Below are 21,638 nucleotides of genomic sequence, written 5' to 3'. Positions count from 1 at the left end.
GAATCACCACAGATTGCTCCTCACCACCCTAACACCCGGCCACACCCCCCATTCACCAGGGGGCCCGGATCCACCAGAACCCGGAACAACCAAGCATCAGAGCCAACGAACCCGACCGAATTTCCAACCGAAACCCCGCCGGACCGCCAGCCCGGCACCGCCGTGCTGACGACAACCACTCTAACCCCCACCACACACCCCGCACACCCACCCCCCCACCAGCCACTGAAACAGCAGGACAGCCAACACTTCACCCCTTCGGGCGAAGAGACGCAACGGAACTTCCGGGAGTGTTCGTCCCCGTGAACAATGCGAGGGATTCACGTTCGGGTGAGTACTGGCCACGCCTCGTTTCGTCACGACCGAGCGCGGTAACCTCGATCTCGGAACACGACCACGGGGGTAGCAGTGGATTCGACACCGATTTACACCGAATTGCGGAACACTCTGATCGATCCGGAAGGGGACCACTGGACGACCAGTGCTCCACCCGAGTTCGCCGCCTCCCTGGAAGGTGCTCACGAGCAGAGCGACCAGCCGGACGACGCTCCGAGCGGCAATCACAGCGCCGGGTCCCACACCCCACAGCAACAGGGTCGACGGAGCAAGGGACGTCGGCACCGGGCGGAGGACTGAGCGAACCACGTTCCGGCCCGTTCGGATCGCCGGCTACATCCCCCGAACGGTGACTCGCGCACCGAAAGGCTGGAACGGTCGTCCTGTCGCGCCGGTACGGCGATTTAGATCGAGCGACGCTCCGCCGGTGACGCCGAGCTCCGGAGGAGTGCCCCGCCCGCGTGCGGCAACAACTACGGGCGGGGCGGAACGCCTCGACAGTTCAGCCGTGCCCCTCGTGAAGCACGACCAGTTCTCACGGGCTTCGGCTGGGCGACTGGACACCCATCGTCAGGACCGGTATCGCGAAATCTCCGAATCCGCTCTCCCCGAGCGGTCCCGCCATTGGACGGAGCTCACCGAACGGGGGGACATTCCCCGGTGTGGAGAACACGGCACCAGCGCCAACCGCGCCGGTGGACAGCCTCGAACGAGAGAGCCGGGATCACTCGTTGGCTGAAGAGAACTGCGGGAGCGAAACGACAGGAAAACGCTGCTGCTCGTCGTCTTCGACGTCTTCGGACCGCGCCGCCTGATCGGCCGCCCCCTTGGCCTCGCTCGGCGAGAACGACAGCGGCCGCTCCAGCAAGGTATCCCGGTCCAGTTCGTCGCCGGAGGCCACCTCGGTAGGAGCGGACTCCTCCTCGTGGCGCTCCTGCTGGTAGCGCTGCCGGGTCCGCCGGGCCGCCCCGCGGATCTCCTCGGTCAGCTGACGATTGGCCTGACGGGCCTGGCGCTCTTCCTTCTCCTGCTTCCGCGTCTGCCGCCGCTTGGTCTGCTGCTGCGCCGTGCGTGCCTGCTTGATGTACGGCCCGAACAGCTCGCGCAGACTACGCGCATTCTGCTCACTCAGGTCGATTTCATAGCTCACGCCATCCATGGCGAAAGTAACTGTCTGCTGCGCTTCGGACCCGTCGATGTCGTCGACGAGTTCGACCTGAATCCGCTCGGCCATGATCACCTGTTTTCGGGAACGTGCCCCGTCTCGCTCCGCGACGCTTGCCGGTGAGACACCTCCGACCGGCACTTACGTTATAGCACGCGGCCGGGCCGTTGTCTCCTCCTCACGATAGAACAACCTCATGAGCGCCCGTAAACCACCCGCGCCCACGGAGTCGGTTCCTAAAAACCAATACCACTGAACCCTTCACTCCCACGACACGGTCCCGCGTGTTGTCCTGACCGAGGAAGTGATCACAAGGTGAACGCTGTCGTGGAGGTCACTCCGGCATCACCCATCGACCGTTCGCGACAATGGCGTGGCGTCAGTTTATTGTACTGTCGCGCTTCGTCGTAAGCTGTGGATGACCGACGAAAACGATCCGGAATCGAGGGTTAGCAGTGGCGCAGAAGGTAACGGTTCAGCTGGTCGACGATGTCGACGGTTCAGAAGCGGACTCGACCGTCGAGTTCGCGCTGGACGGGGTGAGCTACACGATCGACCTGTCGTCCGAAAACGCCGCCGAACTCCGCGACGCGCTGGCTCCCTATGTTTCCAGCGCCCGCCGCGTCGGTGGTCGCAAGCGCAGCGGCAAGGCGAACAAGGCCGCGAAAACCCGTCAGTCGAACGGCGGCTCGCAGGCGCAGAAAGCCGCTGACCGTGAACGCAATCAAGCCATTCGGGAATGGGCACGTCAACAGGGCATGCAGGTTTCCGACCGCGGTCGGATTCCCGCTGAGGTCGTGGAGGCCTACGACAAAGCGCAGTGAGGCGAGCACGGATACCCGACGGGCGGGATGACGTCACTCGTCTCCCGCCCGTCGGGTAGCTCAATCACTGAAAACATTGCGTGCACGAAAGCACGCCAAATGTGATCGTTTTTCGTTCAGCTGTCCGCCTCCTCCAAGAATTCGCGAATATCTTCCCGCGAAGGCATCGACCCGCTCGCCCCTTTTCGCCGTATCGACAGCGCCGCGGCTCCCGAACCGTGGCGCAGGGCCTCGGTCGTGTCCGTCCCGCGGGCCAGCTCGGCGGCCAGCACACCGACGAAGGTGTCCCCCGCCGCCGTGGTGTCCACCGGTCGCACCGGGAACGCGGGCATCCTGACCCGCTCTCCGGAGCGGTTCCCGTAGAGCACCCCCTCGCCCCCCATAGTCACGACGACTTCGGGGACGCTGTCGAGCAGGGAGGTCAGCGCCCGTTCGGGGTCGGACTCACCGGTGAGCACGGCGGCCTCGTGTTCGTTGGGCACCAGCAGGTTCACGTTCGACAGCAGCGAGTCCGGCACCGGTTCCGCCGGAGCCGGAGTCAGCACCACGCGCACACCGTGCGCGGCGGCCACCTCCGCCGCGGCCGAGGCCCCCCGCAAGGGGGTCTCCAACTGCAACAGCAGGCAGTCGGACGCGGCGATGGTCTCCGCGTCACCGGAGCGGAGTCGATCCATCGCGTCGTTGGCCCCTCCCACGACGACGATCGAGTTCCCGCCGTCGTCATCGACCACGATGTGCGCGGTGCCGCTGTGCCCCTCCACCGTTCGCAGGCCCGTCGTCTCGACTCCCGCCTCGGCGAGCGTCGCGCGGATCCGGCCGCCGAACTCGTCGTCGCCGACCGCGCCCAGAAACCTGGTGCCGACCTCCGCTCTGGCGGCGGCTATTGCCTGGTTCGCCCCTTTACCTCCCGGAACCGTGCTGAACGTCCGCCCGTGCACCGTCTCTCCCCGGCGTGGCGGTGTCGCCACGTAGGCGACCAGATCCATGTTGCAACTACCGAATACCGTCACCATCGTCACGGGGCCATAATTACCGTCCCGCCGGTTGGCGGGGGCGGCCAGGGCCGCTGGCGCGTCGTGCACGACCCGCCGGGTTGCCGGGACGTACCATGCCCGGCAACGAGTTGGAAAGAGGACGAGACGCGGTGGACTACGTAGTGACTGCGGGGCTACGGCCTCCGGTGGACATCTCGAAACTCGACCCGCTGCAGCAGGAAGGAGTGGTGTCGGTACTCGATCACCAGCTGGGCCGGGTCGAGGGGGTGGCGGGCCCCGAGGAGGAAGACATCGACGTGCTGGACTACCGGATCGAGGTCGGCCCGGACGGCGCGACCGTGATGCTGGCGGTCGACGCTCCCGCGCTGTCGGCCGCGGAGAACGCCGCCGCCAACGTGGTGCGGGAGATTCTCCTGGACAGCCAGGTGCTCGAACACTGGACGCTGACGCACTCCGAGGTCAAGATCACCGAGGACGAGTTCAACGAGAGTCTCGCCGCCGCCGAGCAGCACACCGGAGAGCGGCTCGGTGAGGCCGACGAACGGTTGCAGGCCGAGATAGAAGAGGCGTTCGAGCAGGCCGAACTCCCCGAGTCGGACCCCTGGCGAGGCGAAGCGGTCCCCGAGGAACGGACATCCGGCTCGCGAGCCGGAACGGCCGAGACCGAGAGCTGGCGGCTTCGGCTGTACGAGCTCTCGGAGCGGCTACGGGCCTTCTCCGAGGAGGCCTTCGGCGCGAACGAAGCGAACGGCCAGCGGGCGAAGCTGGCGGCGGGAGCGCTGATCCACGCGGTCAGCGTCGTCACCGACGAGCTCTTCTACGACGAGCTGGCGCTCACGGTCAACGACGCCACGGCGGACGGTGCGGTGGGACTGCTGGTTCTGGAGGAGCTCCCCCCGTGTTACCAGCACAATTACGATGCGCGGTTCACGCGCTCGCTGTTGCTGTGCTCGGCCGCCGTGGCGACCCGATTGACGGGAACTCGCTGGCAGCCACCGCGATGTGTCGCGGAGGCGCTGGCGCTTCGGCTGTTCGTCAACGAAGCACGGGTGGTGCTGGAAGCCACCGAGCTCATGAGCTGGGACGAGAGCGCGCCCCTCTTCGAGGCGTTCGCGGCCCACGCCTGCCCGGACAACGCTTACGAGGAGCTGTTCACGGTGGGCACGGCGGCCGCGGAGGGAGCCGATTCCTCGGAGGAGGCCGTGACCGGCGAGGCCGTCGAGCAGCGACTGCGTACCAGGGGGCTCGCGTTCGAGCAGTGGTTCAGCAAGCGGGAGGAGGCCAACACCGCCACCGGGCAACATCCTTATCTGGGCTGAACCACGGCACCTCCGCTCGTGGCACGGCCGGAGCCGGCGCGTCGTTCGACGAGCACCGGTCGTGAGTGGGACTCACCCCGATAAAACGCGAATCCCACTCACCAGCCGGTGCCCGCGACCCCTCACTCCTGGTGGCGCACCGAGTACGGTGGGACCGTCAGACCGATCAGGCTCGCATCGTCGATCGTCGCCGGTTCGTACTGGCTCTTCGGCATCGCGTCGAGCATGACGTTGACCGGATCGTCCAGTTGCTCGACCCGGCCGAACAGGAAAGCCCACTCGTGTTCGTCCGAACCGAAGTAGGTGACGGTGTCGAACACCGTACGGAACCGGTTGTAAGCCCTGACGAGCGTGGTGTTTCGCCACACCGTCGGCGAACCCGCCTGGAAGCCGACCACACCGCCGGGGGCCAGCACCGCCTGGCACCTGCGGATGAAGTCCTCCCCGTACAGGCGGTTGTGCTGACTGTCGGTCTCCTCCGCCCGCTCGTCGGGAAGATCGACGATGACCAGGTCGTAGCGCTCGCCCGAGCTGATGGCCCCGTCGATGAAACCCCAGCCGTCGGTGTAGTGCAGCTTGACGGGACCGTTGCCCGCTTCCAGATCCGCGAGCTCGGCGGCAGTGTATCCGTACGGGAGGTGCTCGGCGCACACGCGCACGCACTCCCGGTCGATGTCCACGTGGTCCACCCGGGCGGCACCGGCCTTGACCGCCATCCGACTGGCCACGCCCTCGCTGGAGCCGACGATCAGCACCCGTTCCAGCTGTTCCGCGAGCAGGAAACCGGGCACCATCATCGCCTCGTGGTAGACCAGCTGCGAGAACTCGGTGCTCTGCCGATCGTCGTCGCAGAACAGCGCGATTCCCTGGCCGGTGCGGCCGATCACCACGTGCTGATAGCCGGTGTCGCCCTCCCACAACACCTCGTCGATGCGCCAGAGCCGCCGCATGTCCTCGCCCAGCGGCTCCTGGACCCACTGCTTGCCGTCGAGCTCGATCAACTCCCGCTCCTTCGGATGAACTCGGCCGAACACACGTCGTTCACGTGAGGCCGGTTTCATAGTCATGACCACGCCGGATGGTCCGGCAGTTCACATTCGTCGGGCTCAGGGACTCGGCGAGCAGACTCACCGCCCGCTCCGGCTGCGCCCTGTTCCCACAAGTGAACACATCGATGAAGATCGAACCGTTTTCCGGATAGGAGTGCAACGAAGCATGGGATTCCGACAGGAGCGCGAGCACCGTCACACCCTGCGGATCGAATCGTTTCGAGATCACGTCGCACACCGTGGCCTGTGAACGGTCCAGTGCACTGTTGAGCGCGTCTGTCAGGAACTGTTCGTCGTCGAGCAGTTCCGCGGACACCCCCTCGAGCTCGGCGAGGACGTGCTGACCGGTGAACAGACCGACAGGCTGCAGGGTTCCGGCGTCAATTGACATCTATCGACCTCCCAACATTTCGCAGATTCCTACGGGGAAACCTCTCGGCGAGCCGCGGCCGTCCCGGCCGCCGGTCACGCTCGCTCGGTGGTCTCGGCACTGTCGAAACAACGGGTACTCAGCGGTTCGAACCCGTTGAAGCAGACCGAGGAGTAACTCGCGGTGTAAGCCCCCGCGCTGAGCAGGTCGATCGTGTCTCCACCACGCAGCGTGGTCGGCAGTTCATAACCACTGCGCTGGTACAGCACGTCGTCGCCGTCGCAGGTCGGCCCAGCCAGCACCACGGGGCCGAGCGGATCGCCGTCCCGGCTGGTGCGCAGCCGGTAGGTGATCGCCTCCCCCTCGGTTTCGGCCAGCCCGTTGTAGCGTCCCGCGTCCAGGTACACCCAGCGCCCCTCCCCCGCCGAGTCGGCGGAGACCAGCACGACTTCGCTGCGCAGCACACCGGCGTCCCCTACGAGGTACCGCCCGGGTTCGAGCAGCACTTCGGGGCGCCGGTCACCGAAGTGACGTCGCAGCGCGTCCTCGATCACCTCGGTGTACTCGTGGAGTCCGGGGGTCGGCTGGGTGTATGTGGCCGGCAGTCCCCCGCCCAGGTTGATCATGCGGACACCGTCGGCGGGCACCGCGGGATCGCACATCGCCTCGGCCGCGGCCGCGATGCCGTGCTCCCACGCCTCGGCGGCGAGCTGCTGCGACCCGATGTGAAACGAGACGCCGTGCGGAACGAGCCCGAGATCACGGGCGTACCGGAGCAGTCGAACCGCGTCGGCGGGAGTACAGCCGAACTTGCGTCCGAAGGGTGTGCGGGAACCGGTGTTGTCCACCGCGACGCGGCAGAACACCGCGGCCCCGGGGGCCGCGGCGGCTATGTTCTCCAGATCGGCCGTGCTGTCGGTGGCGAACAGCCCAACTCCCCACTGGTGAGCACGGGCGATGTCACCTGGCTTTTTGATGGTGTTGCCGTAGGAGATCCTGCCTGCCGGGGCTCCCTGCCGCAGACACAGCTCGATCTCGCCGGGACTGGCGACGTCGAAGGAGGCGCCGAGCCGGACGAGCTCGGCCACCACTCGGGGATCGGGATTGGCCTTGACCGCGTAGCAGATCCTCGCCTCGGGCAGCTCCGCGCGCAACCGGGAGTAGCGGTCGCGCACCACCGCGAGATCCACCGCCAGACAGGGGGTGGCGGGACGCTCGTGGTCCAGGAAACGGCGGATGCGTTCCGACTCCTCACCGGAGACCGACGGTGCCCTGTTCACCGTCGTGTCGAGGATGGCTCCGCCGCCGTGGCGGTCCGTCACAGCGTCGCTGCCGGACAGGTAGGTCAATCCCGGAACCTCCGTTTCTCGGCCGTCGGCGGGCCGTCGCGTGGAACACACCAATCCGGCCAGGCCGGTCCGTGGCGGCCCGAGGAGGACCGAGCCGGGTACTGCCCTGCGCCGACCAAAAACGGTACCGCTGATGGCGGCGCATTTTCCAATCACACCGAAGGCTTCCCCCGGACAGCGGAACCGACTGTGACAACTGACACGGGACGTGGCCACACGGTGGATCGTTTCCCGTTCCGGGTTTGTTTCACTCACCTATCAGGTGTCTCGCCGAGTGGATGGCGATTCCCAGTCAGCGGTACCTACCGCTGCCATCCACCGCGGTGGCCGCGTCCGAGAGCCCGGCCCCTCGGGCCGGTTCGGGCACTCCCTCGCGAAACGCCGCTAGGCTGGGACGGAGCTCGAAGCGGTGCCCATCACCGCCGAGCCGACCAGCACCGCTCCAGCACGTTCGCGAGCCCCGCTCGTGCTCGGGTCTCCGGGAAGTTCACCCGCTGATCTGCAGCGCCAGGTAGAAGTCGACCCTGGTCGGAAAGTCCCCGAGGTCACGCCCCGTTATCTCCTCCACACGACGAATTCGGTAACGAAGCGTGTTCACGTGCACGTGCAGCAGTTGGGCACAACGCGACCACGAACCGGAACATTCCAGAAACGTTCGCAGGGTGTTCACCAGATCGGACTGGTGACTCCGGTCGTAGGCCAGCAGCCCGCCGAGCAGTCGTTGCCGGTAGGAATTCCGGAGTTCGTCGGGAACGGCCGACAGCAGGACCTGCTGGGAGACCAGGTCCTCGGCGGTGGCGATGCCGCAGCGGCCCTCACGCTGCTCGGCCAGCCGCCGCGTGTAACGGGCTTCCTCGACCGCTCCGCGCAGGCCGCTCGGATCGGCCAGGTCACTGACTCCGACGCTGACCCCCAGCCAGAACGGCCCGTACTCCAGCTCCCCCAACGTGGCCCGCAGCCACCCCGCCAACCCCGCCAGCTCGACCGGGGCGTCCACGTGCTCACCGAACACCGCCAGCGCACCGGTCTCCATCGGGGCCGTCACCGAAGGAAGCCCGGTGGCGGCGGCGATCTCCCGCAGCACGTCCGCCGCTGACTCCGAGCGCCCTCCCGTCGCCAACGCCACGACGCACAGCGCACCCTCGGTGGGCAGGCCGGCCTCGGCGAGCCTGCTCGCCACCTCCCGGGAACCGACCGACCCCTCCAGCAGCGCGCGCAACGCGGTGCCGACCGGGCGACCTGAGACCTGGCGCCCCTCGTCGAGCCTGCTGCGCAGCAACGCCACCGCGGTGGCGAGCTCGTTGCCGACCGCTTCGCGCGCCCGGTCCGCCTGGTCGCCGGGCAGCACGAGGAACCACCTGGCCGCGCGCGACTCGGTTCCGGAACTGACCGGCCAGAGGACGTAGGCTCGGCCACTGTCGGTGAGCACCGTTCTGGGCAGCCGCTCGGCCCTGAGGAACTCGCGGACCAGCGTACGACGGTCGGACGGCGGCAGCCTGCCGTGCTCGGCCACCACGGCTCCCACGGCGGAGCAGACCCAGCAGTCGGTGCCCAGCTCGGCCGCCGCGGCGGCGAGCACCCGGGGAAGGTCGGCACCCGCGGCCACGTCGGTCACCAGGTCGCGGCCGGGGGTTCGTTCGTTGCGCACGGCGCCGAGCACGTGTTCGAACAGGGTGTTGAAGCTGACGTTGACCGACAGCTCGAACAACGGCACGCCGTGCCGAGCGCAGGCCCGCACGAGATCGGCCGGGGCTTTTCCCAACCTCGCCGTACCGGCCACCAGGCCCGCCACCCCGGCGTCGGCCAGCGAGGCCGCGAACTCCTCCGAGTCGGAGGGGTCGCGGTGCCACACCAGCCCGCTGAGCACAAGCTCCCCGCCCTGCAAGTAGCGCCTCGGATCGATGAGATCCGTGATGTAGACGCCCCGCACCACCCTGTCCAGCCGCTCACCACCGGTGAGCAGGGTCAGTCCCATCCGGGGATCGTCCAACAGATCGCCGAGAAGCACGAGCGCCCCTAACGAGTCCTTGCGGAGTGTTGTTCGGCCCGGTACTCCGCCCGGGGCCACCGGACGACTCCGGCGGGTGGGCGGGCGCGTCGCCAGGCGGCTTCCGGACACGTGGCGCGGGACACTACTCGACGCGCCCCACGACGCCCCTCGGGTGCCGACTCGGGACGGGCCCCGAACAGCTGGGCCGCCGCTCCGCGAAGGTTTTCGGCTCCCACGCTCACCCGTCCGCGCCGGGGAACCGGAGCGGCCCGGAGCCAGGTGATCCTAGTCATGCCCGCGGCACCGCCGACAAGAGGCGCGCGACACCGAAACACGACCATCACGGGAAATTCCGCGCTCCGCGCCCGAACTCGGCTACGTTGCCCACGCGAGGACACGCTCGACGAACAGGCCCGGGCCGGGAGCGTTGGTTGTAGAAAAGCACGAAAACCACTCGTTCACCAGCGGTTCGTTTCATGTTTTCCGCCGCTAGTCAGTCCGGGTGGAAAAGCTGTGTACTTACTCACACCCCAACGGCCTATCTCGGGTTGTGATCTGGAGAAACACAGTGGATTTCCTACGACCGGCCGGCTGGAGCGAAGCGCTCGAAGCCAAGGCCAACCACCCCGATGCGACTCCCATCGCGGGCGGCACCGACGTCATGGTGGAACTGAACTTCGACCACCGGCGCCCGGAGACGCTGCTCGACCTGACTCGCATCGAACAGCTCCGGGAGTGGTCGCGAACCGAACGGAACGGTGTTCCGACTGTGCGCATCGGTGCGGCCGTGCCCTACGCCCGGCTGATCGAGGAACTGGGGACGACCCTGCCCGGGCTGGCGATGGCCGCCCGCACCGTGGGATCACCGCAGATCCGGAACCGGGGAACGCTCGGCGGGAACCTCGCCTCGGCCTCACCGGCCGGTGACGGGCACCCGCCCCTGCTGGCTTCGAACGCGGAGATCGAGCTGGAGTCGGTGCGCGGCAGCCGCACGCTCCCGCTCGCCGACTTCTTCACCGGGGTCAAGCGCACCGACATGGCCCCGGACGAGCTGATCGCGGCGGTACACGTGCCGGAGGGCACCGGACCGCAGCAGTTCTCCAAGATCGGTACCCGCAACGCGATGGTCATCGCCGTCTGCACCTTCGCCGTCGCCCTTCACCCTCGGCGGCGCGGGGTCGGTACCGGGCTGGGCTCGGCGGCCCCCACACCGCGCTCGGCCACCGAGGCCGAGGAGTTCCTCGCCGGGGCGTTGGCCGAGGACGGCCAGTGGGACGACCCGCGCCCGCTCCCCGCCTCGGTGACCGAACGCTTCGGTGAGCTGGTCGCTCGCGCGGCGGCACCGATCGACGACGTACGCGGCACGGCCGGGTACCGCACACACGCGTTGCACGTGCTCGCTCGCCGGACGCTGTCCTGGGCCTGGGACGAGTACCGCAGCGGCACCGAACTCTCCGGGAGGCAACGATGCGCCTGAATCTGACCGTCAACGGCCGCGCCATGACCGCCGACGACGTGTGGGAAGGCGAGAGCCTGCTGTACGTGCTCCGGGAGCGGCTCGGACTGCCGGGCTCCAAGAACGCCTGCGAACAGGGCGAGTGCGGCTCCTGCACCGTCTACCTCGACCGGGTTCCCGTGTGCGCCTGCCTGGTGGCGGCGGGGCAGGCCCAGGACCGCGAGGTGGGCACCGTGGAAGGGCTGGCCGACGGCGAGGAGCTGTCCACCGTGCAGCGGGCCTTCATCGACGAGGGCGCGGTGCAGTGCGGATTCTGCACCCCCGGTCTGCTGGTCGCCGCCGACGACCTGATCGAGCGGGTCCCGGAGCCCTCCGACGCCGAGATCAGGGAGGCGTTGGCCGGAAACCTGTGCCGGTGCACCGGCTACGAGAAGATCATGGCCGCCGTCCGCACCGCGGCCGAGCGGAGCGGCGGCACGAGCGGTTCGGGGAGCTCCGCCGGGGGTGACCGGACATGAGCGAGCATCCTCCAGGGCCACCCGCGCGGCGCACCGTCATCGAAGGCGCGGCCGTGGTCACCGTGGACACACCGGACCCCAACATCTCGGGCACGGGCACCGAGTACCCCGAGGGTCACGTCGTGATCGACAACGGGCGCATCAGTGCCGTGGGCCCCGGGCCGGCCCCGGAGCAGCCGGGACCTGTTCACCGGATCGACGGCAGCGGCTGCCTGGTGACTCCGGGGCTGGTCAACACGCACCATCACCTCTACCAGTGGGCGACACGCGGTTACGCGGTCGACGCGACGCTGTTCGGCTGGCTCACCGAGCTCTACCCGGTCTGGGCGGGCATCGACGAGGAGCTGACCGGTTCCGCCACCGCGGCGGGACTGGGCTGGACGGCGTTGTCGGGATGCACCACCGTCGCCGATCACCACTACGTGTTCCCAGACACGGGTGGGGATGTGCTCGGCGGCGTGGTGGCCGGAGCCGATCGCATCGGCGTGCGGCTGCACGCGGTGCGCGGCTCGATGGACCGGGGGCAGTCCGCCGGGGGACTGCCCCCGGACTCGGCGGTCGAGGACACCGAGTCCGCGTTGCGAGGAACCGAGGAGGCGATCCGGCGGTTCCACGATCCCTCCTTCGATTCCCGGCTCCGGGTGGCCGTGGGTCCCTGCTCGCCGTTCTCGGTCAGCGGCGAACTCATGCGGTCGGCGGCCGAGCTCGCACGGCGACACGGGGTTCGGCTGCACACGCATCTCGCCGAGACCTCCGACGAGCTCAGGCAGTGCGAACGGGAGTTCGGATGCGACCCGGTCGAATACGCCGACCGGCTGGGGTGGCTGGGCGAGGACGTCTGGTTGGCCCACGGCGTGCACCTCTCCGAGCGGAACGTCGCCAGGTTGGGCGAGACCGGCACCGGGGTGGCGCACTGCCCGAGCTCCAACGGGAGGCTCGGGGCCGGGGTGGCTCCGGTTCGCCCGCTGCTGGACGCGCGCGCCCCGGTCGGCCTCGGTGTCGACGGTGTGGCCTCCAACGAGTCGGGGCGGCTCGGTGACGAGCTGCGTCAGGCACTGCTGCTCGGCCGGGCCCACTACGGCCCGGACGCGCTGTCGGTGCGTGACGCGCTGTGGACGGGAACCCGCGGCGGGGCGCGTTGTCTCGGCCGGGAGGACGAGCTGGGCTCGTTGGAGCAGGGCAAGCTCGCCGACATCGCGCTCTGGGACCTCGACGGTCTGGGGCACGCCGGGATCGAGGACCCGGTGGCAGCGCTGGCGCTCGGCCCGCTGCCGCGGCTGCGCACGCTGCTCCGCGGCGGGGAGACCGTCGTGGCGGACTCCCGACTGGTCCGGGAGTCCGAGCGGGAACTGACCGACGAGCTGCGGCGCGACTGCTCCCGGATCGCCGCGAAGGGGGTCGGATGAGTTCGGCCCCACCGCGGACTCCGCGTCCGCCTTCCCACCGTGGCCCCATGACACCCGCCCGACGAGAGCGGTCGGCACGACACATCCCGGAAGAGGTGGCTCGATGAGCGATACCCACGCACCGGCGCACCGGCCCCAGGACCTCGACGACGCCATCGCCGGAGGGGTCGGCGAATCACCGCTGCGCCCGGACGGAACGCTGAAGGTTCGGGGGGACTTCGCCTACTCCTCCGACCTGTGGGCGGAGAACATGCTCTGGGGTGCCACGCTGCGCAGCCCGCACCCCTCGGCGCGGATCCGTTCCGTCGACATCGGTCCCGCGCTGCGCTCACCGGGCGTGCACGCGGTGCTGACGGCCGAGGACGTGCCGGGAAGGAATCTCTACGGTCTCAAGGACATCGACCAGCCGGTGCTCGCCGAGGACGTGGTTCGCTACCGGGGCGAGGCGGTGGCACTGGTCGCGGCCGACCACCCGGAGACCGCGCGCCGCGCGCTGGACCTGATCGAGGTCGACTACGAGGTGCTGGAGCCGGTGGTCGACGCGGAGCTGGCCGCCCACGACGACTCGCTGCCGAAGGTGCATCCCGGCGGCAACACGGTGCGGTACCAGCCGATCGTCAAGGGTGACCCCGAGGTGACGGCCGACGTGGTGGTGTCGGGTACCTACACCGTAGGCATGCAGGACCAGGCGTTCCTCGGCCCCGAGTCCGGGCTGGCCATCCCGGCCGAGGACGGCGGCGTGGACCTGTACCTGGCCACGCAGGACCTGCACACCGACCGCAAGCAGACCGCGGCGGCCCTGGACCTGGACCCGGAACTGGTGCGGATGACCATGTCCGGCGTCGGCGGCGCGTTCGGTGGCAGGGAGGACCTGTCCATGCAGGTTCACGTCTGCATGCTCGCGCTGCGCACCGGCAGGCCGGTCAAGATCGTCTACGACCGCGAGGAGTCCTTCTTCGGCCACGTGCACCGCCATCCGGCGAAGATGTACTACGAGCACGGGGCCACCAGGGACGGTGACCTGGTGTTCGTGCGCGCCCAGCTCTACTTCGACGGTGGGGCCTACGCCTCCAAGACCCCGGTGGTGGTGGGCAACGGCACCACGCTGGGGGTCGGACCCTACGACGTCGCCAACGTCTCGATCCAGGGCTGGGGGATGTACACCAACAACCCGCCCTGCGGCGCTATGCGCGGGCTGGGGGCGGTGCAGCCCGCCTTCGCCTACGAGTCGCAGATGGACCGGCTCGCCGAGGCGCTGGACATGGACCCGGTGGAGCTGCGCATCCGCAACGCGATCAGCCGGGGCGACACCACCCCGACCGGGCAGGTGCTGGACTATCCGGCTCCGGTCGCCGAACTGCTGCGACGCGTGCGCGAGCTGCCGCTGCCGGAGGCTCCGGCGGCCGGTGCCGAGCCCGACATCCGTGACCTGCCGGGCGGTGCCTCCAACACCACTCACGGCGAGGGGGTGGTGCGCGGTGTCGGCTACGGCGTGTGCATCAAGAACATCTGCTACGCCGAGGGGGCGGACGACTTCTCCACCGCCAGGGTGCGGCTGCAGAACGTGGCGGGGGAACCGCTGGCGATGGTGCACACCGCCGCCGCTGAGGTCGGGCAGGGCCTGGTCACCGTGCAGCAGCAGATCGCCCGGAGCGAGCTGGAGGTGGAGCGGGTCAACATCCACCCGAACGACACCAGCGTGGGGCCGGCGGGGTCCAGCTCCGCCTCGCGGCAGACCTATGTGACCGGCGGTGCCGTGCAGGCGGCGTGCCGAGCGGTCCGGGAACGACTGTTGGCGATCACCGCTGAGCGGTTCGGTGAGCCCGCCGCGGAGCTGTCACTGTCCGGCGGGAAGATCGTTTCGCGGGAATCGGGAGTGCTCGCCGACATCGCCGAGGTGCTCGGCTCCGAGGCCATCGAGGAGACCAGGGAGTACCACCACCGCGAGACGTTCCCGCTCGACGAGCGGGGACGCAGTGAGCGCGCCCAGGTGCAGCACGCCTTCTCGGCCCACCGCGCCGTGGTCGACGTGGACACCGAGCTGGGGCTGATCAAGGTCGTGCAACTGGACTGCTCGCAGGACGTCGGCAAGGCGGTCAACCCCGAGTCGGTGGTGGGACAGATCCAGGGCGGCTCGGCCCAGGGACTGGGCCTGGCGGTGATGGAGGAGATCCAGGTGGGCGAGGGCAAGATCCGCAACCCCTCGTTCACCGACTACCTGATCCCGACCATTCTCGACATGCCGCCGATGAACGTCGACGTCATCGAACGGGGCGATCCCAACGCCCCCTACGGCGTGCGGGGGGTCGGAGAACCCCCGACGATCTCCTCCACTCCGGCCATCGTGGCCGCGATCCGCGCGGCCACCGGCAGGGACCTGACCCACGTGCCGGTCGGTCCCGAGCACATCATCGGCTGACCTCGAGGCCGGCCCGATCCGTCGGGGCGCGGCCGACCACCGGGGACCACGCCGGTCCCCGGCCCGCCGGGGCCGCCGGATCGGGCGGCCCCGTGCGCTCCCACCACGAAAGGAACAGTCTTGTCCGCACAGGAAACCGTGTCCGCGCTCCCGGCACGGGCCGGGGAATGGATGCAGGAAGCGATCCGGCTGGCCACCGACAGCGTGGCCAGGGGCGGCGGCCCCTTCGGAGCCGTGATCGGCAGGGGCGAGGAGATCGTGGCCACCGGCACGAACATGGTGACCACCAACCTCGACCCCACCGCCCATGCCGAGGTGACCGCCATCCGCAACGCCTGCCTGGCGCTGAACAGCTTCAAGCTGGACGGCTGCGTGCTCATCACCTCCTGCGAACCGTGTCCGATGTGCATGGCTTCGGCGCTGTGGGCCCGGGTGGACCGGATCGGCTACGCGGCCGACCGGGACGACGCGGCGGTCGCGGGCTTCGACGACCGGGCCTTCTACGAACTGTTCACCGATCCCGACGCGGTGTGGCCGACACCGGTGCGGCGCATCGAAGCGGGCAACCGCACCGAACCCTTCGACGCTTGGCGGAACAAGGCCGACCGCGTCGAGTACTGACGGCGCCATCTACGCTGTCAGTGCCGTTCCACGGCGGCGTCGGCCGTGACGACCGGGTCATGCCGGCGCCGTGGGTACACCGTCGCGGAGTGACACCCGAGTGTTCTCCCGGTACCCGCAGCAGGGCGTCAACCGCCGTGCTCGAGACATCAACTATTCACCAAACGCCCCTGATCGGGCCGGACACAGTGCTGTTCACGGCCCGAGGACGAGTCCGGCCCGAAGCCTCGGTCGAAGGCGCTGGCCGGGGGCGCCCACCGGCATGGGAGGACGCATGACCCAGTTGAGACCGGATTCGACCGAGACGGATCCGGCCCCCGAGCCCCGACCGAGCTCGCCGATCGACCGGTACTTCCGGATCACCCAGCGCGGTTCGAGCCTGTCCCGCGAGTTACGGGGCGGGATCACGACGTTCGTGGCGATGTCCTACATCGTACTGCTCAACCCGTTGATCCTCGGTTCCTCCGAGGACGTCACCGGCGCCAGCCTGAGCAACACCGAGCTGACCACGGCCACGGCGCTGTGCGCGGGTGTGATGACCGTGCTGATGGGTGTGGTCGGCAACGCGCCGCTGGCCATGGCCGCCGGGCTCGGCGTGATCCCGGTGGTGGCGTTCACGGTCGCGCCGGAGATGACCTGGGCGCAGGCCATGGGGCTGGTGGTGCTCGAAGGTGTGTGCATCGTGCTGATGGCGATCAGCGGGGTGCGCGAGCGGATCATCAACTCGATCCCACCCGCGCTCAAGACCGCGCTGACGGTGGGAATCGGCCTCTACATCGCGCTCGTGGGGCTGGTCAGCGCAGGGTTCGTCACCAGGCAGCCCGACGCCGCCAACACCGATGTGCCGGTACAGCTGGGACCGAGCGGCCATCTGGTCGGGTGGCCGCTCGGGCTGTTCTGCCTGACCCTGCTGCTGATGATCGTGCTGGTCGCCAGGAAGGTTCCCGGGGCCATCCTGATCAGCATCGTGACCGGAACCCTGCTGTCGATCCTGGTCAACGCCGTGTTCGACGTACCGGCCGAACAGTGGGGGCGGACCAGTCCCGACCTGCCGTCGAGCCTGGTGGCCACTCCCGACTTCGGGCTGTTCGGCAACATAGACCTGTTCGGCGGATTCGTGAACGCGGGCGTGATCGCGGCCGTGGTGTTCCTGTTCACGCTGGTGCTGTCGGGCTTCTTCGACGCGATGGGCACCATCACCAGTGTCAGCAGCGAGGCCGGGCTGACCAACTCCGAGGGCAAGGTCCAGGGGATGGGACGCATCCTGCTGGTCGACGGCGTGGGCGCGGTCGGGGGTGGTGTCACCGGCTCCTCCCCGAACACCGTCTTCCTGGAGTCGGCCGCGGGGGTCGCCGAGGGGGCCCGTACCGGCCTGGCGAGCGTGGTCACCGGTGTGCTGTTCGCGGCCACCATGCTGTTCACCCCCCTGGCGGCGGTCGTTCCCGCACAAGCGGCCGCGCCCGCCCTGGTCCTGGTCGGCGGGATGATGATGGCGCAGGTGCGCAACATCCCGTGGCACGACGAGGACTTCGTGATCCCGGTGTTTCTGACCGTGGCGATCATCCCGTTCACCTATTCGATCACCAACGGGGTGGGTGCCGGGTTGATCTCCTACTGTGCGATCAAGATCTGCAAGGGACGGGCCAGGGAGATCGGCTGGCTGCTCAGCGGGCTGGCGCTGATCTTCGCGGTCTACTTCGGCATCGAGGGGGTCAAGGCCGTCTTCGGCGTCTCCTGACCGCCCGGGCACTCCGACCGGCACGGGCCCGCTCGGCGGAACCTCCAGCCGCTCGCCCCTCGGACGGCCCGTCCGGAGGACGAGTGCCGACCGGATCCGCCCGCCTCGATCCCGGTGACTCGATTCCAGTGAAAGGTGGCTGGTATGCGCGAAATCGCCGACGAACTGCTGCGGTGGATCGAGGCGGGCGAACGGTTCGTGGTCGCCTCGATAGTGGGGGTGCGCGGCAGCGCGCCCCGCGACGTCGGTGCCACCGCGGCGGTGCACTCCGACGGGACCGTGCTGGGAAGCCTCTCGGGGGGCTGTGTCGAGGGCGCGGTGTACTCGTTGGCCACGCGGGCGCTGTCCGACGGCGAACCGCTGCGCACCTCGTTCGACCACGATCCGGACGATCCCTTCGCGGTGGGGCTGACCTGCGGTGGGGAGCTGGATGTGTACCTGCACCCCGTCGATCCCGCCGACGACTCCCCCGCGGGGTCCGGGGGGACGGCGGCGGCACTGTCCTGGGCGTTGCGTTCGGCCCTGCGGGGTGAACCCGTCGCGGTGGCCCGGATGCTCGACTCGGGGCGCACGCTGGCAGTGGGCGCCGAGGAGCACGTGGGCGGCACCGGTATCGACGAGCTGGACGGGACGGTCCTGGCCGAGACCAGGGCGATGCTCGGCCAGGACGTCTCCGGCACCAGGCGGCTGTGCGTGCCGGGCGGGCGGGAGCACCCGGTGTTCGTGGAGTCGTGGAACACCCCGCCGCGCATGTTGGTGTTCGGCGCGATCGACCACGCCGCCGCACTGGCCCGGATGGGCAAGTTCCTCGGATACCACGTCACGGTGTGCGACGCTCGACCGGTGTTCACCACGAGAGAGCGGTTCCCCGAGGCCGACGAGGTCGTGGTGCGCTGGCCGCACGAGTACCTGGCCGAGGTCGGCACGGATCAGCGTAGCGTCGTCTGCGTGCTCACCCACGACGCCAAGTTCGACGTGCCGGTCCTGCGCGAGGCGCTGCGCCGTCCCGCGGGATACGTGGGCGCGCTCGGCTCTCGCCGCACCCACGCCGACCGTCTCGACCGGCTGCGGGCCGCGGGACTGACCGAGCCGGAACTGGAACGGTTGCGGGCTCCGATCGGGCTCGACCTCGGGGGGCGTACCCCGGAGGAAACCGCGGTGTCCATCGCGGCCGAGATCGTGGCGCTGCGCAACAGCGGAAGCGCGCGACCGCTGACTCGGACGAGCGGGCCGATACACGTTGCCTGAGCGGGTGGCCGGACTGCTCCTCGCCGCGGGTGAGGGCAGGCGGTTCGGCCTGCCGAAGGCGTTGGTGCGCCATCGCGGTTCGACGCTGGTGGAACGCGCGGCCGGGGTGCTGCTCGCGGCGGGGTGTGATCCGGTGGTCGTGGTGCTGGGAGCCGCCGCCGAGCGGATCGCGGCCACGGCCGACCTCGCCGGGACGGTGCCGGTGACGAATCCGGAGTGGCGCAGCGGGATGGGTTCCTCGTTGCGTACGGGGCTGGCGGTGCTGGGGGATTCCGAACGCTATTCCGACGTGTCGAGCGCTCTCATTCTTCCGGTGGACATGCCGGGAATTACCGAATCCGCTGTGCTACGGGTGGCGGAACACGCGAGCGGGGACGCGCTCGCGGCGGCAGGTTACGACGGGGAACGCGGCCACCCGGTGCTGTTGGGCAGGTCGCACTGGGACGGGGTGCGCGAGGTAGCGCTGGGGGACCGGGGCGCACGTGACTACCTACGCGTCCGGAACGTACGAATCGTGGCCTGTGAGGACATCGCGGCGGGCTTCGATATCGACCGCCCGGAAGACCTGAACGAGGGATAACCCGTAGAGTCGATGACCACGCGTGAGTGACCGTGCCGATCCACGCCCTATGCGGCCGCCCTTCGGCCGGAACGCGCGAGTTCACGGCGATGATTGAGCATGCTGGACGCGGAGGCATCATGGCTCAAGGGCACATCACAGCCAACTACCTGCCCGACGGGGACGACTGGGTGGTGCAGGTCACTTCCGACGTGGAGTCGCGCACCGCACGCGCACCGGGCCTGATCGCGGCCAGGGACAAGGCGGACCAGCTGATCGAGCAGCTGGCGCCCAACTCGGCGGGACGAGTGGTCATCCACTTGCTGGACGGCGACGGTTTCGCCTTCAGCACCGCCTACTTACAGGCGCGCCACGGACTGTCCGACGAGGCCACCCGCGCCGCCGCTCGGCAGGCCGCCGCGGCCGCGGCCCAGCAGCACCCCGGGGGCCACCGCGGCTGATCCCCTTCCCCGGCGCCACGCGCGAACCTCATCCCCGGAACGAACGCTCCCGGCTCGACCGATCGGTTCGGCTGCCCCACCCGCCGTCCACGTCGAGAGCACTGAATCGAGCCGCGCGAAGGCAACTAGGATATCGGCCCGTGAACACACCGGTCGACAGCGATTGGGAATCCGAGCCGCCCGCCAGCGGCAGCCGTGCGCACGACACGGGGGCCTCCCCCGGCAGGGGCAGACCGAGAGACGCCACGCGGGACGCCGCGCTGCGCAACGCGGCCCTGGAAGTGCTGGCCGAAGTGGGCTACCGCGCGTTGACCATGGACGCGGTGGCCGCGCACGCGCGGGCGGGCAAGGCCACCATCTACCGCAGGTGGGAGTCCAAACTCGAACTCGTCATCGACACCTGCACCCAGCTGGTGCGTCGCAACATCCCGCAACCGGACAACGGGGGCATGGAAAGCGACCTGCGCGAGTTCCTCAGCGCGTTCGCGGAGTTCCTCAGTGGACCGGTCGGCAAGGGCGCGCAGGCGCTGGTCGGCGAGTTGCCGCACGAACCCGAGCTGGCCGACGCCTTCCGGGACTCCTTCCTGCTGCCCCAGCGCGACGTGCTGCGCAGTATCATCGACCGCGGTGTCGAACGGGGTGAGACCGGTGAGAACGCGCCGGTGGACACCGTGGTGGAACTGGCGGGGGCAGCGTTGATCCACCGACTGATGCTGACCGGCGAACCACTGGACCAGCGTTTCGTGGACCGTCTGCTGCACGAGGCGCTGCTGCCGCTGCTGCGCCGGTAGTCGGACCCCCACCTCGACCTCCCCTCCCCCTCGCGGGAGAGCCGGTAGGAGTCGTGCCCGGTCGTCCGACGCCGTGGGCCGTCAGCACCGGCCGGACGCCACGTTCGAAGGACGGCGCCCCCTCCGGACCCGCGACCGGAGGCGGAGCGGATGCTTCCCGCCGTGCTCGCAAGCCGGTCGGGCAACGGCCGGCTTGCCTCGGCACGGTCTCCTCAACGCAACAGTTTGCGCAGCACCAGAACCGCCGTCAACGCGCCGACACCGATCAGCGCGTAGCGAATCCGGGGATCCTCGAGTTTCTCCCGCACGGTGGCTTTGCCCACCTCCACGGCACGGGTGGGGTTGGCCTTGGTTTCCAGCTCGTCCAACGAAGCGGCGAGCGCCTCACGGGCCTTTTCGATGTCGCGCTGGATGGCGTCGGGATCGCGGGCCACCTGTCCTCCTCGTACTTCCTGGGGTCTTGACCGGCCTGGCTGCCGCGGACGAGCGTACGCATCCCGGGACGACGACCTCCCCGGTCGGGCACCCTGGCTGTGCACACGGTAGATCACACCACAGCACCAAGGGGTGGTGACGCCGCCCGTGTCGCGGACTCGGGCGGATCGGGACCTGCCCGTTCCGTGACCGCGTGGATCGGTATGCTGACCCGCGAGGGGCCGTAGCCCAATTGGCAGAGGCACTAGGTTTAGGTCCTAGCCAGTGCGGGTTCGAGTCCCGCCGGCCTCACCCTCTCCGACTGCCCGGCCACGCGTGTTCGGCGTCTTCCCGCCGGGTTGTCCGCGTGTGTGCCCTCGCACAAGCCGTGGACAACGCGGATCACCCACTCCAGGATTGATCCGACAACCGAACCGGCAGCGGCCGGGGGAAGTCCGGTGCGAATCCGGCGCTGACCCGCAACGGTGAGCTCGTTCGAGCAAGCCCGAGAACCCGTCGTTGCCGATGACCGCCCCTTCGGCTCCGCCGCAGCGGGCGCAGCTCCACGACCGTCGAGGACCGCGGGAGGGAGCCCTCGCGCAGTCGCACG

Annotated in this window: 19 protein-coding genes, 1 tRNA gene and 1 riboswitch; of the genes, 13 read left to right on the top strand and 7 right to left on the bottom strand. The window is 69.2% G+C overall.

Going from position 1 to position 21,638, the window contains the following annotated elements; all coding sequences use genetic code 11:
* Positions 1–1,060: 1,060 nt before the first annotated feature.
* Positions 1,061–1,570 carry a histone-like nucleoid-structuring protein Lsr2 gene (locus BLQ75_RS16400; RefSeq protein ID WP_092603323.1) on the bottom strand — a complete coding sequence of 170 codons (510 nt, stop codon included), beginning with the start codon at positions 1,568–1,570 and terminating at the stop codon, positions 1,061–1,063.
* A gap of 386 nt (positions 1,571–1,956) precedes the next feature.
* On the opposite strand from BLQ75_RS16400, the gene BLQ75_RS16395 reads away from it, so the two are divergent.
* Positions 1,957–2,325, top strand: a complete 369-nt coding sequence (locus BLQ75_RS16395; protein WP_092603240.1) for a histone-like nucleoid-structuring protein Lsr2 — start codon at positions 1,957–1,959, stop codon at positions 2,323–2,325.
* Positions 2,326–2,441: 116 nt separating this feature from the next.
* Here the strand turns inward: BLQ75_RS16395 and rbsK are convergent, their stop codons facing one another.
* The gene (gene rbsK, locus BLQ75_RS16390; protein ID WP_092603321.1) at positions 2,442–3,338 is read right to left on the bottom strand and encodes a ribokinase; all 897 of its coding nucleotides are present in this window, start codon (positions 3,336–3,338) and stop codon (positions 2,442–2,444) included.
* 95 nt (positions 3,339–3,433) lie between these two features.
* Here rbsK and BLQ75_RS16385 point away from each other — a divergent pair, with 95 nt between their 5' ends.
* Complete coding sequence (locus BLQ75_RS16385; RefSeq protein ID WP_244515634.1) at positions 3,434–4,639, top strand: hypothetical protein; 1,206 nt, start codon at positions 3,434–3,436, stop codon at positions 4,637–4,639.
* 122 nt (positions 4,640–4,761) lie between these two features.
* Here the strand turns inward: BLQ75_RS16385 and BLQ75_RS16380 are convergent, their stop codons facing one another.
* The 4 genes from BLQ75_RS16380 to BLQ75_RS16365 form a co-directional block, all read right to left on the bottom strand.
* Positions 4,762–5,640, bottom strand: coding sequence for a spermidine synthase (locus tag BLQ75_RS16380; protein WP_092603317.1), 879 nt, complete (start codon positions 5,638–5,640; stop codon positions 4,762–4,764).
* Positions 5,641–5,680: 40 nt separating this feature from the next.
* Positions 5,681–6,079, bottom strand: a complete 399-nt coding sequence (gene speD / locus BLQ75_RS16375; RefSeq protein WP_092603238.1) for an adenosylmethionine decarboxylase — start codon at positions 6,077–6,079, stop codon at positions 5,681–5,683.
* A gap of 74 nt (positions 6,080–6,153) precedes the next feature.
* Positions 6,154–7,407, bottom strand: coding sequence for a type III PLP-dependent enzyme (locus BLQ75_RS16370; RefSeq protein ID WP_092603236.1), 1,254 nt, complete (start codon positions 7,405–7,407; stop codon positions 6,154–6,156).
* Between the two features lie 487 nt (positions 7,408–7,894).
* Positions 7,895–9,415, bottom strand: a complete 1,521-nt coding sequence (locus BLQ75_RS16365; RefSeq protein WP_092603234.1) for a PucR family transcriptional regulator — start codon at positions 9,413–9,415, stop codon at positions 7,895–7,897.
* A gap of 550 nt (positions 9,416–9,965) precedes the next feature.
* On the opposite strand from BLQ75_RS16365, the gene BLQ75_RS16360 reads away from it, so the two are divergent.
* The 10 genes from BLQ75_RS16360 (at position 9,966) to BLQ75_RS16315 (ending at position 20,614) form a co-directional block, all read left to right on the top strand.
* The gene (locus BLQ75_RS16360; RefSeq protein WP_092603232.1) at positions 9,966–10,874 is read left to right on the top strand and encodes an FAD binding domain-containing protein; all 909 of its coding nucleotides are present in this window, start codon (positions 9,966–9,968) and stop codon (positions 10,872–10,874) included.
* Complete coding sequence (locus BLQ75_RS16355) at positions 10,865–11,371, top strand: (2Fe-2S)-binding protein (protein WP_092603230.1); 507 nt, start codon at positions 10,865–10,867, stop codon at positions 11,369–11,371. The genes BLQ75_RS16360 and BLQ75_RS16355 overlap by 10 nt, the downstream gene beginning before the upstream one ends.
* Entirely contained in the window at positions 11,368–12,777 is a 1,410-nt protein-coding gene (locus BLQ75_RS16350; protein WP_092603228.1) for an 8-oxoguanine deaminase, read from the top strand. The genes BLQ75_RS16355 and BLQ75_RS16350 overlap by 4 nt, the downstream gene beginning before the upstream one ends.
* 103 nt (positions 12,778–12,880) lie before the next feature.
* Complete coding sequence (gene pucD / locus BLQ75_RS16345) at positions 12,881–15,196, top strand: xanthine dehydrogenase subunit D (RefSeq protein ID WP_092603226.1); 2,316 nt, start codon at positions 12,881–12,883, stop codon at positions 15,194–15,196.
* 171 nt (positions 15,197–15,367) lie between these two features.
* A complete protein-coding gene (locus tag BLQ75_RS16340) occupies positions 15,368–15,817 on the top strand; it encodes a nucleoside deaminase (protein ID WP_043578708.1) in 450 nt (149 codons plus the stop codon).
* 274 nt (positions 15,818–16,091) lie between these two features.
* Positions 16,092–17,555: an NCS2 family permease gene (locus BLQ75_RS16335; RefSeq protein ID WP_092603224.1), complete on the top strand. Its 1,464-nt coding sequence runs from the start codon at positions 16,092–16,094 to the stop codon at positions 17,553–17,555.
* Between the two features lie 144 nt (positions 17,556–17,699).
* Positions 17,700–18,803, top strand: coding sequence for an XdhC family protein (locus tag BLQ75_RS16330; RefSeq protein ID WP_092603222.1), 1,104 nt, complete (start codon positions 17,700–17,702; stop codon positions 18,801–18,803).
* 4 nt (positions 18,804–18,807) lie between these two features.
* Positions 18,808–19,383 (top strand): nucleotidyltransferase family protein, encoded by a 576-nt coding sequence (locus tag BLQ75_RS16325; protein ID WP_244515631.1) that lies wholly within the window; start codon positions 18,808–18,810, stop codon positions 19,381–19,383.
* 119 nt (positions 19,384–19,502) lie between these two features.
* A complete protein-coding gene (locus BLQ75_RS16320) occupies positions 19,503–19,823 on the top strand; it encodes a hypothetical protein (RefSeq protein WP_092603219.1) in 321 nt (106 codons plus the stop codon).
* A gap of 140 nt (positions 19,824–19,963) precedes the next feature.
* Entirely contained in the window at positions 19,964–20,614 is a 651-nt protein-coding gene (locus tag BLQ75_RS16315) for a TetR/AcrR family transcriptional regulator (RefSeq protein WP_092603217.1), read from the top strand.
* Positions 20,615–20,826: 212 nt separating this feature from the next.
* Here the strand turns inward: BLQ75_RS16315 and BLQ75_RS16310 are convergent, their stop codons facing one another.
* On the bottom strand, positions 20,827–21,048 hold the full coding sequence (locus BLQ75_RS16310; protein WP_092603215.1) for a DUF3618 domain-containing protein: 222 nt from the start codon (positions 21,046–21,048) through the stop codon (positions 20,827–20,829).
* Positions 21,049–21,266: 218 nt separating this feature from the next.
* Between BLQ75_RS16310 and BLQ75_RS16305 the strand changes: the two genes are divergently transcribed.
* Positions 21,267–21,340: transfer RNA gene (locus BLQ75_RS16305), tRNA-Leu, on the top strand.
* Positions 21,341–21,429: 89 nt separating this feature from the next.
* Positions 21,430–21,563, top strand: a riboswitch (cobalamin riboswitch).
* Positions 21,564–21,638: the final 75 nt, after the last annotated feature.

Source organism: Actinopolyspora xinjiangensis (assembly GCF_900104475.1).
Classification (GTDB): Bacteria; Actinomycetota; Actinomycetes; order Mycobacteriales; family Pseudonocardiaceae; genus Actinopolyspora; species Actinopolyspora xinjiangensis.
This window is presented reverse-complemented; position numbering and strand designations above follow the sequence as displayed.

What these genes read in the sequence shown, in the direction of transcription:
- BLQ75_RS16350 (WP_092603228.1), top strand. Translation starts at nt 11,368, where the DNA reads ATGAGCGAGCATCCTCCAGGGCCACCCGCGCGGCGCACCGTCATCGAA.
- BLQ75_RS16320 (WP_092603219.1), top strand. Translation starts at nt 19,503, where the DNA reads ATGGCTCAAGGGCACATCACAGCCAACTACCTGCCCGACGGGGACGAC.
- BLQ75_RS16355 (WP_092603230.1), top strand. Translation starts at nt 10,865, where the DNA reads ATGCGCCTGAATCTGACCGTCAACGGCCGCGCCATGACCGCCGACGAC.
- speD (WP_092603238.1), bottom strand. Translation starts at nt 6,079, where the DNA reads ATGTCAATTGACGCCGGAACCCTGCAGCCTGTCGGTCTGTTCACCGGT.
- BLQ75_RS16400 (WP_092603323.1), bottom strand. Translation starts at nt 1,570, where the DNA reads ATGGCCGAGCGGATTCAGGTCGAACTCGTCGACGACATCGACGGGTCC.
- BLQ75_RS16330 (WP_092603222.1), top strand. Translation starts at nt 17,700, where the DNA reads ATGCGCGAAATCGCCGACGAACTGCTGCGGTGGATCGAGGCGGGCGAA.
- rbsK (WP_092603321.1), bottom strand. Translation starts at nt 3,338, where the DNA reads ATGGTGACGGTATTCGGTAGTTGCAACATGGATCTGGTCGCCTACGTG.
- BLQ75_RS16335 (WP_092603224.1), top strand. Translation starts at nt 16,092, where the DNA reads ATGACCCAGTTGAGACCGGATTCGACCGAGACGGATCCGGCCCCCGAG.
- BLQ75_RS16385 (WP_244515634.1), top strand. Translation starts at nt 3,434, where the DNA reads ATGCCCGGCAACGAGTTGGAAAGAGGACGAGACGCGGTGGACTACGTA.
- pucD (WP_092603226.1), top strand. Translation starts at nt 12,881, where the DNA reads ATGAGCGATACCCACGCACCGGCGCACCGGCCCCAGGACCTCGACGAC.
- BLQ75_RS16340 (WP_043578708.1), top strand. Translation starts at nt 15,368, where the DNA reads ATGCAGGAAGCGATCCGGCTGGCCACCGACAGCGTGGCCAGGGGCGGC.